This window comes from Zemynaea arenosa, assembly GCF_004614185.1.
Taxonomy (GTDB): Bacteria; Pseudomonadota; Gammaproteobacteria; order Burkholderiales; family Burkholderiaceae_D; genus Telluria; species Telluria arenosa.
This window is the reverse complement of sequence record NZ_SPVF01000185.1, coordinates 1-6,237: the sequence shown is the minus strand read 5'-3', so window position 1 is coordinate 6,237 and position 6,237 is coordinate 1. Positions and strand designations below refer to the sequence as shown.

The window sequence follows — 6,237 nt, the reverse complement described above, 5'->3', positions numbered from 1 at the left end:
CGCGCGCCTCGGCGCGGTGCGCGTGATGGCGGCGGGCGGCGCCTTGATCTTCGCGGGCCTGGCGCTGGCCGCGAGCAGCAACGACCTTGTCCTGGCCGCGGCCGGCCTCGCGCTGGTCGGCCTGGGCGCCTCCAACGTCATCCCGGTGATCTTCTCGGCCGCCGCCAACACGCCCGGCACCACGGCGGATATCGGGATGGCTTCGGTGGCGACGGTCGGCTACACCGGCTTCCTGATGGGCCCTCCCGCCATTGGCTGGGTCTCGGCGCACTCGAACATCGCGGTCGCCGTTGGCCTGCTGTCAGTGGCCGGGCTGGTGCTGTGCGCCAGCAGCGCGGCCGTGCGTGCTCCCGCGCGGACAGGGTAACGCCGGGGTAACGAACGGGGTAACATACGCGCATGCCTGACCACTTCATCACCGACCTCGCCGCGCTCGAAGCGTTGTACGGCCCCGTGGCCGCTCCCTCCACCGCGAAAGAAGCCGATCACCTGCACCCCGCGTATGCCCGCTGGGTCGCGCAGGCACGCTTTGCCCTGCTGGCCACCAGCGGCGAACATGGTCCGGACGTCTCGCCGCGCGGCGATGCCGGGCCGCTGGTGCGCATCGTGGACGAGCACACCCTGCTGCTCCCCGAGCGGCGCGGGAACAACCGCATCGACAGCCTGCGCAACGTGCTGGCCGACCCGCGCGTTTCGCTGATCTTCCTGATCCCCGGCGTGGGCGAGGCGGTGCGCGTGCGCGGACGCGCCGCCATCAGCGTGGACCCGGAGCTGCTGGCCTCATTCGCGGTCGACGGAAAGGCGCCGCACTGCGTCCTGCGCATCACGGTGGACAAGGTGTTCTTCCAGTGCGCCCGCGCGATCTTGCGCTCGCGCCTGTGGCACCCGGAGGAACATGGCCGCGAGGGCGTGCCCACGGCGGGCCAGATCCTCGCAGCGCTCACGGACAATGCCATCGACGGTGCGGCCTACGACTGCTCGCTGCCCCAGCGCCAGCGCGACACCCTGTACTGATTCTGCTGATCGGCAGCCCCGCCATCCGCGAACCAGCGCAGCGGCAGCATCTGCACGATGCCGAACCCGATTTCGACGACCGTGAACCCGAGCACCAGCACGCTCGCGCCATGCGCCACCGCGTACAGCTGCCAGGCCGCAAACAGCACGCGCCCCGCCGCATCGAAGCGGCCATAGAGAGCACGCGGCTCGTGCAGCCGCAGCAAAGCCCACACGACGACGATGGACCCGAGCAGGTTCGCCATCAGCATGTGCGCCGGTTCGAACGGCGGCAGCGTCCCCGGCAGCCCGGCTGCCGCCTGCTGCAGCAGCCCGTGGATGATGGCGAAGGTCCAGGGCGTGGCAAAGCCCGCGGTGACGATCAGGTCATACCAGGCGCTGGCCTGGACGACACGGCGAAAAGTAAATGGCATGTTGGCCTCCTCAAGTAGAGAGCCGCAGGCTAAACCCTGGAGTACACTCCAAGGTCAAGCCCCCACCGGACCACATATGAAAATCGGAGAACTCGCCACCGCGACCGGCGTCACCAATGACGCGCTGCGCTTCTATGAACAGCGCGGGCTGATCGCCGCGCGGCGCTCGTCCAATGGCTACCGGGACTGGGCGCCGGAGACGGTGGACCTGGTGCGCTACATCCGCACCGCGCAGCAGCTGGGGTTCACGCTGCAGGAGATCGGCGAGCACCTGCCCGGCGTGTGGACGGCGGACGACCCCACCGAGGCGCTGGCCCGGCTGTTCAGCGAAAAGGTCCACATGATCGACGCGCGCATCGCCCAGCTCCAGCAGCTGCGCGCGGACCTGCTGGCGCGCAGCGCGACCGCCTGCCCGTTACGGCCCGCACCCGCCAGCGCCGCCAGCGCCGCAAGTGCCGCAAGTGCCGCGCAAGCTGCCTGAGACGCGGATTCGGCCAGCGGGCTTACAGCCGCACTTCCGCTTTCAGGAAGTCAAACAGCAGCTTGACCCGCTGCAGGTGGCGCACGTCCGGATGTGCCAGCACCCACAGGTCGGTCTCCAGTTCCGCCAGCGGTCCGGCCACCAGCTTTACCTCCGGGTGCTGCCCCAGCACGAACAGCGGCACCACCCCCACGCCCAGGCCATGCGCCACCGCCCCGGCGACGGATAGCACGCTGTTGCAGCGATAGCGCGGCGCGATCTGCGGCAGGCGCGTTTTGCGCCAGCGGACCGACGGATGATCCGGCAGCGATTCATCGAGCGCGATCCAGTCCGCGGTCGCCAGGTCCAGCGGCTGCGCGCGCCCGGCGAGGTAGCTGCGCGCCGCGAACACGCCCGCTGGCAAGCCGCCCAGCTTCACACCCACCAGGTGCTCGGGCGGCGTGCGCGTGGCGCGGATGGCGATGTCGGCATCCCGCTGGCTCAAGTTGGCGACGGTGTTGGAGGCGATAAGTTCCAGGTTCACCGCCGGGTAGTGCTCGGAAAAGCGCTTCAGCAGCGGCAGCAGGAGGCTGTGCAGGATGGTGTCGGTGGTGGTCACGCGTAAAGTGCCACTGGGCTCCGGCGCACTGCGGAAAGCCCGCTCGCGCGCCTGCTGCAAGGCGGTTTCGATGCGTTCCGCGTGCGCGGCCAGATCGGCGCCGAGGTCCGTCGGCAGGTAGCCGTTGCGGCCCCGCTCGAACAGCCGCTCGCCGAGGTTCCTTTCAATCCGCTTGATGCCGCGGAAGACCGTGGACGTATCCACCCGCAGCCGCTCCGCCGCCCCGGCCAGCGTGCGCCCGCGCGCAAGCGCGAGGACCAGTTCCAGGTCGGCCGGACCGAGGTTCATGGGCAGCGGTGCAATGTCTTGTTTCATGGGCGCGGATGTTCGTTGTGGAAGTGCCGACGTACATTAGCACCTCCTCAACTCCAAGACCAGGGATTCATCATGATCGACCATCGCACCGCCCCATACGCCGCGACGCTGCTGCGGATCGCCCTCGGCACCATGTGGCTGACCCACGCGGCGCTCAAACTGTTCGTGTTCACGGTGCCCGGCTTCCAGGGGTTCCTGGCGGCGCATGGGATGCCACCGGCACTCGCCTGGCCGGTGGTGCTGCTGGAAATCGGCGGCGGCCTCCTGATCCTGCTCGGGGTGCATGCGCGTACGGCCTCGCTGGTGCTGCTGCCCATCCTCGCCGGGGCCACGCTGGCGCATGCGGCCAACGGCTGGGTGTTCAGCAATCCGAATGGCGGCTGGGAGTATCCGGTGTTCCTCGGTGTGGCCTCGCTGGTGCACATCCTGCTTGGCGACGGCGCCTTTGCGCTGCGCGCGAAAGCCGCGGCGGCGGCGTGAGCGCGGGCGCTCAGGCCTCGCCGTCCACCACCACCCGGTTGCGGCCACCGTGCTTGGCCGCGTAGAGCGCCCTGTCGGCGGCTTCGATCAGCGCCTTCGGCTCGTTCAGCACCCTGCTGTCGAAGCTGGAGACGCCGATGCTGAGGGTGACCATCGGCCACTTGGCGGCCGGGGCGTGCTCCAGCGCCAGCGCCGCGACCTCCGCGCGGATCGCCTCGGCCAGCACACCAGCCTGCTCCGCGGAGGTATCGGGCAGGATGGCCGCGAACTCCTCGCCGCCGTAGCGCGCCGCGACGTCCGCCGGGCGCTTGAGCATCGCCGCCAGTGCCCGCGCCACGGTGGCCAGGCACTGGTCGCCCTGCTGGTGGCCGAAGTGGTCGTTGTAGGCCTTGAAGGAATCGATATCGACCAGCAGCAGCGAGAGCCCGGCCTTGAGCCGGATCGCGCGCTTCAGCTCCCGGTTCAGCGCCACGTCGAAGTAGCGGCGGTTGGCGATGCCGGTCAGGCCGTCCACATAACTTTGTGCGCGCAGGGTCTCGGCATGATCGAGCAGGCGCTTTTCGCGGTCCACCGTGCCGCTGACATCGCGGATCTCGATCAGGCAGAAGCGCTCCTCGCCCTCATTGAAGGGCGTGACGGTCACCAGCTGGTCGACATACTCGCCGTCGAAGCTGCCCGCCTCGCGCAGCGGGAATGGGGCGCGCACCTGCGAGGGTGCGATGGTGGCCGGGATGTTCTCGGTGAGTGCACCGAGGACCGCCGACTCCACCCGCGAGCCGCGCAGCGTCGGGAACACATCGCACAAGTCCTGCCCTTTGACCCGGTTGGCCGCGCGGCCGCAGCGCGGCGTGAGCCAGGTGTTCCAGACGACGATACGCTGCTGCGCATCGAGCACGATGACGCCGCCGTTCAGCAGGTTCAGGGCACGGGCGGCCAGCTCGGAAAGGGGTTCGGACATCGGCGCGGTTCACTCATGAAGACGCCGCAGTGTACCAAACCTCATCAGGACGAAGTCTGCCCGGGCCGTTGGCGCTCCGGCACCTGAAGCCGCGCGGGCCCTGCGGGCTCCCGCCTTGGCTTAAGGCCAGCCAAAGACGCTGCTGCGCGCGCCCGGCAGTTCGCGTAGAATTCCGCACCATCCCACTCATTCAGGAAAGGAGGCACACCATGTTTGCACATGACCTGCCAACCGCGAACGGTTGTCCAACGTGTGGCTCCTTCACTTCGGCGCATCCGCCCAAACGGCGGCGCTGACGCATGATCGGGCCACGCGGCAGGCTTTCTTCACTTACCTGTCAGCGTGACTCATGCACATACAACCTACCCTGTACTTCCGCGGCGCGTGCCGCGATGCCATCGCTTTCTACGTCCAGGCCCTTGGCGCGGAGGTCCTCTCCGAGCAGACCGTGGCCAACACCATCCCGCCGGACCAGGCGCGGCCCGGCACCGAGCACATGATGCTGCGCGCCGTGCTGCGCATCGGGGAATCGGTGATCTACCTGGCCGACGGCCATGGCGAACCGCCCGCGCAGTTCGCGGGCATCTCGCTGTCGCTGGCGACCCGCGACGAGGCTGAAGCCCAGCGCTACGCCACGGCGCTGGCGGACGGCGGCAGCACGCGCCTGCCCCTGAGGCCGACCTTGTGGGCGGGCCTCTACGGCATGGTCATCGACCGCTTCGGCGTGTGCTGGACGGTCGAGGCGCCTTTGGCCGCACCGGCGGTGTAGCGCCGATCCAGTCGGCCTGGGCCGGCTCGCCCGGGGATGCGGCCGTGCTGGCGGCTGCGTATTCGGGCGCTTCATCGGAGGTATCGCCCAGAACCTCCGCGGTGTCGTTGCCAGTCGCCTCTTCCGGCGGATAGGTGATCTTCAATCCCTCCACAAGCGCAAAACGGGTCAGCTTGTGCGGTCGGCGCGGCTGCGGGCCGATGATCTCGTCGACCGGCACACCGCGCACCAGCAGCGCATCGGCCACCAGCGACCGGTGGCAGCGCCACGGCACGGCCTCCGCGCACATCAGCGCCACGCGTTCGCGCTGGGCCAGCTCCACCACCAGCTCCACGTTCTGCGCGAATTCTTCGGTCTGCATGTAGTCCGCGTAGCCGCGGAAGGACATGTTGCGCCAGCCCGCGTTGAGGAGCGAATCCTTGCGTGCACGGCGCAGCCCGCCCAGGCCCGCGATGTAACGGTAGCCAATGCCGGCCTGCGCCAGCGACTGCGGCAGCTGATCTTGCCCGAACTGCGGGTTGTGGCGCGACTTGGGAACGGTGCGGATATCGAGCACGCAGGCGATCTCGTTCGCGCGCAGCAGGGCGATGAACTCGTCGATGGAGCGGTTGGAATGGCCAATGGTACAGATGCGGGCGTCGCTCACGGGGTGATCCATGCGTGCGGGGTTTCGGTGTGGACTTTGATTTTCTGCCGGATCGGGAACACGCGGCGCCGCGCTGCGGGATGAATTGAACATGTGATCTGCCTCAAACCCGCATGCCGCGCCAATCGGGCGGCGGGCGCACGCTCCTAAGCTCCCAGGGAGTTCCCCACAAGGAGGCCCTATGAGCTACCACCTGGAAGGCCGTCTGCTAGAAGTCTGCAACTGCAAGGTCCTGTGCCCGTGCTGGATCGGCGAGGACCCGGACTACAAAACCTGCGCTCTTCGTGGTGGTGCGCCATGCGGGATGAATCGGTGCCGCGCCCATCGATGCCGGCCGCCGGGCTGACGGTCGTGGCGATGCTGGCCTTTGCGGCCAATTCTCTGCTGTGCAGGCTGGCGCTGCGCGATGCACACATCGATGCGGCGAGCTTTGGCGCTGTCCGCGTGGTGGCAGGCGCGCTCATGCTGGCCGTGGTGCTGCAGCTCGTCCGGGTCCGCGCCCGGGCCCGTGCCCTGGCTGTGGGCCGAGCGTCGCCAGGTCCGCAAACCACCCCGGCGGGCGC

Annotated in this window: 8 protein-coding genes and 3 pseudogenes; 7 read left to right on the top strand and 4 right to left on the bottom strand. The window is 68.8% G+C overall.

The window, feature by feature from the left end; translation table 11 throughout:
• Both E4L96_RS23765 and E4L96_RS14625 read left to right on the top strand, forming a co-directional pair.
• A pseudogene (locus tag E4L96_RS23765) lies at nucleotides 1–367 on the top strand (MFS transporter); the annotation flags it as partial.
• Between the two features lie 32 nt (nucleotides 368–399).
• Nucleotides 400–1,014 (top strand): pyridoxamine 5'-phosphate oxidase family protein, encoded by a 615-nt coding sequence (locus tag E4L96_RS14625; protein WP_135207960.1) that lies wholly within the window; start codon nucleotides 400–402, stop codon nucleotides 1,012–1,014.
• Here E4L96_RS14625 and E4L96_RS14620 read toward each other — a convergent pair.
• Nucleotides 969–1,427 (bottom strand): hypothetical protein, encoded by a 459-nt coding sequence (locus E4L96_RS14620; RefSeq protein WP_229414496.1) that lies wholly within the window; start codon nucleotides 1,425–1,427, stop codon nucleotides 969–971. The two genes, E4L96_RS14625 and E4L96_RS14620, sit on opposite strands and share 46 nt — an antisense overlap.
• 76 nt (nucleotides 1,428–1,503) lie before the next feature.
• Between E4L96_RS14620 and E4L96_RS14615 the strand changes: the two genes are divergently transcribed.
• Nucleotides 1,504–1,908 carry a MerR family transcriptional regulator gene (locus E4L96_RS14615; RefSeq protein ID WP_135207959.1) on the top strand — a complete coding sequence of 135 codons (405 nt, stop codon included), beginning with the start codon at nucleotides 1,504–1,506 and terminating at the stop codon, nucleotides 1,906–1,908.
• Nucleotides 1,909–1,930: 22 nt separating this feature from the next.
• Here E4L96_RS14615 and E4L96_RS14610 read toward each other — a convergent pair whose 3' ends face one another.
• Nucleotides 1,931–2,821: a LysR family transcriptional regulator gene (locus tag E4L96_RS14610; RefSeq protein WP_135207958.1), complete on the bottom strand. Its 891-nt coding sequence runs from the start codon at nucleotides 2,819–2,821 to the stop codon at nucleotides 1,931–1,933.
• A gap of 72 nt (nucleotides 2,822–2,893) precedes the next feature.
• Here E4L96_RS14610 and E4L96_RS14605 point away from each other — a divergent pair, with 72 nt between their 5' ends.
• A complete protein-coding gene (locus tag E4L96_RS14605) occupies nucleotides 2,894–3,301 on the top strand; it encodes a DoxX family protein (RefSeq protein WP_135207957.1) in 408 nt (135 codons plus the stop codon).
• Nucleotides 3,302–3,311: 10 nt separating this feature from the next.
• Here E4L96_RS14605 and E4L96_RS14600 read toward each other — a convergent pair whose 3' ends face one another.
• A complete protein-coding gene (locus E4L96_RS14600) occupies nucleotides 3,312–4,259 on the bottom strand; it encodes a sensor domain-containing diguanylate cyclase (RefSeq protein WP_135207956.1) in 948 nt (315 codons plus the stop codon).
• Between the two features lie 349 nt (nucleotides 4,260–4,608).
• On the opposite strand from E4L96_RS14600, the gene E4L96_RS14595 reads away from it, so the two are divergent.
• Nucleotides 4,609–5,028, top strand: coding sequence for a VOC family protein (locus tag E4L96_RS14595; RefSeq protein WP_135207955.1), 420 nt, complete (start codon nucleotides 4,609–4,611; stop codon nucleotides 5,026–5,028).
• On the opposite strand, the gene E4L96_RS14590 is transcribed toward E4L96_RS14595, so the two are convergent.
• Nucleotides 4,967–5,674 (bottom strand): DUF488 domain-containing protein, encoded by a 708-nt coding sequence (locus E4L96_RS14590; RefSeq protein ID WP_229414494.1) that lies wholly within the window; start codon nucleotides 5,672–5,674, stop codon nucleotides 4,967–4,969. The genes E4L96_RS14595 and E4L96_RS14590 overlap by 62 nt on opposite strands.
• A gap of 181 nt (nucleotides 5,675–5,855) precedes the next feature.
• Here E4L96_RS14590 and E4L96_RS14585 point away from each other — a divergent pair.
• A pseudogene (locus E4L96_RS14585) lies at nucleotides 5,856–5,951 on the top strand (DUF1326 domain-containing protein); the annotation flags it as partial.
• Nucleotides 5,952–5,971: 20 nt separating this feature from the next.
• Nucleotides 5,972–6,237, top strand: a pseudogene (locus tag E4L96_RS14580) (hypothetical protein); the annotation flags it as partial.

Coding starts and splice junctions, on each gene's coding strand:
- E4L96_RS14625 (WP_135207960.1), top strand. CDS start 400: ATGCCTGACCACTTCATCACCGACCTCGCCGCGCTCGAAGCGTTGTAC.
- E4L96_RS14620 (WP_229414496.1), bottom strand. CDS start 1,427: ATGCCATTTACTTTTCGCCGTGTCGTCCAGGCCAGCGCCTGGTATGAC.
- E4L96_RS14615 (WP_135207959.1), top strand. CDS start 1,504: ATGAAAATCGGAGAACTCGCCACCGCGACCGGCGTCACCAATGACGCG.
- E4L96_RS14610 (WP_135207958.1), bottom strand. CDS start 2,821: ATGAAACAAGACATTGCACCGCTGCCCATGAACCTCGGTCCGGCCGAC.
- E4L96_RS14605 (WP_135207957.1), top strand. CDS start 2,894: ATGATCGACCATCGCACCGCCCCATACGCCGCGACGCTGCTGCGGATC.
- E4L96_RS14600 (WP_135207956.1), bottom strand. CDS start 4,259: ATGTCCGAACCCCTTTCCGAGCTGGCCGCCCGTGCCCTGAACCTGCTG.
- E4L96_RS14595 (WP_135207955.1), top strand. CDS start 4,609: ATGCACATACAACCTACCCTGTACTTCCGCGGCGCGTGCCGCGATGCC.